Source organism: Pseudoalteromonas sp. SR45-5 (genome assembly GCF_014163565.1).
Taxonomy (GTDB): domain Bacteria; phylum Pseudomonadota; class Gammaproteobacteria; order Enterobacterales; family Alteromonadaceae; genus Pseudoalteromonas; species Pseudoalteromonas distincta.
The window spans coordinates 1-1,269 of record NZ_JACJDN010000880.1; the positions used below are offsets into that span (position 1 = coordinate 1).

The following is a 1,269-nucleotide window of genomic DNA, read 5'->3' on the forward strand; positions in this document are numbered from 1 at the left end:
TTTAAAAAACAGCGGCTTTGTTATTGAGTAAAAATTTATATCGGTACTAATTTTTATCGACACATATAAATTTTACTTAAGTGTCGGTACTTTTAATGGCTAAGAGGTTAAGAGCGATTTATTAATTTAAAATCTTTAGGTACAGCAAATTTACTATCGCGAACGTCTTTCATTTCAACAGACTTTATTTCGTAAACATAGCGCACTACAGGATCTTTACGCCAGTGATCCATTACCATTTCTTTACCTTTATCCATTAGCCCACCAAGCAGTTGTGAACCAACTTCATCTAATCCGGCGCTGTAATCAACAGGTTTACGTGCGGTTTTACAGGCTTTCAATTGTTGTTTCCATTCAAGTTTAACTGAAATTGGGTAACCTTTAATAGTTGCTAATTTTTGGCCAATCTCACCAACGAACTGATTATCTTCGTTACTTATATCACCTGTAAATCCAGCAATAGCTTTATAAGCTTGCGCACCTAATAAGTTCATTAATGCATTGTCATCGCCAATAGCTTTAAGGTAGCTGTCTTGAAACTTCTCATGAACTTGTAATGCACGTTTAGTTTTTGCATTTTGCGCTGTGGTCCAAAAATCAAAAGTCACGATGTTTTTATCTTCTGCACCAGTGGTATCGTGGTAGCGGGTAGTCCAGTTAACAACGTACTGCTCTGTATCGAACCCATTAATTATTCGGCTTTTTCCCGTTTTATCTACAGCAAATGAATTCTCTTTCAAGTCAACACTACAACCAACTTCTTCGTATGTTTGATATTCTTCAGCATCTTCATCTTTCTCAAAAATGCTATCAGTAAAGCTTACTTCATCACAACCTGCCATAGGGCATTCGCTATATGTCTCGTCATCATAGTCAATGTAATAGCTTTTATTTTTAGGGGAATCAAAAACACGAGACTTATCAGAATTTGCCCAGCGCATTAGCCAGCTATCAAATGTATTTATTTCATGGATAACTCGCTTCGATTCACGAGTTAGTACAGTTTGCTTTCCTGTGTAGTCAGGTACATATAAACCATTAATTGCATACTCAGCCTTCAGTACAGAAGTTGGATTTAGTGGAGTTGTATCTTCTACTTTGGTACTAGCACATCCGGCAACAGCTAAAGCCACTACGATGAGTGTAAATGATTGTTTCATCTTCAGTTCCTTCTTAATTAAATTTGTACGAATTGTAAACCAATTGATTTATTTGTAAATAAATAGCGCGTTAAAATTGTGATTATTTTGGGAACGATTACTTGAGCTT

The 1,269-nt window shown here is 35.9% G+C and carries 1 protein-coding gene; it reads right to left on the bottom strand.

Translation table 11 applies throughout. The features are described from left to right. Positions 1-107 precede the first annotated feature (107 nt). Positions 108-1,160: a hypothetical protein gene (locus tag H5072_RS19795; protein ID WP_182694558.1), complete on the bottom strand. Its 1,053-nt coding sequence runs from the start codon at positions 1,158-1,160 to the stop codon at positions 108-110. Between the last annotated feature and the right edge of the window lie 109 nt (positions 1,161-1,269).

Coding starts and splice junctions, on each gene's coding strand:
- H5072_RS19795 (WP_182694558.1), bottom strand. CDS start 1,160: ATGAAACAATCATTTACACTCATCGTAGTGGCTTTAGCTGTTGCCGGA.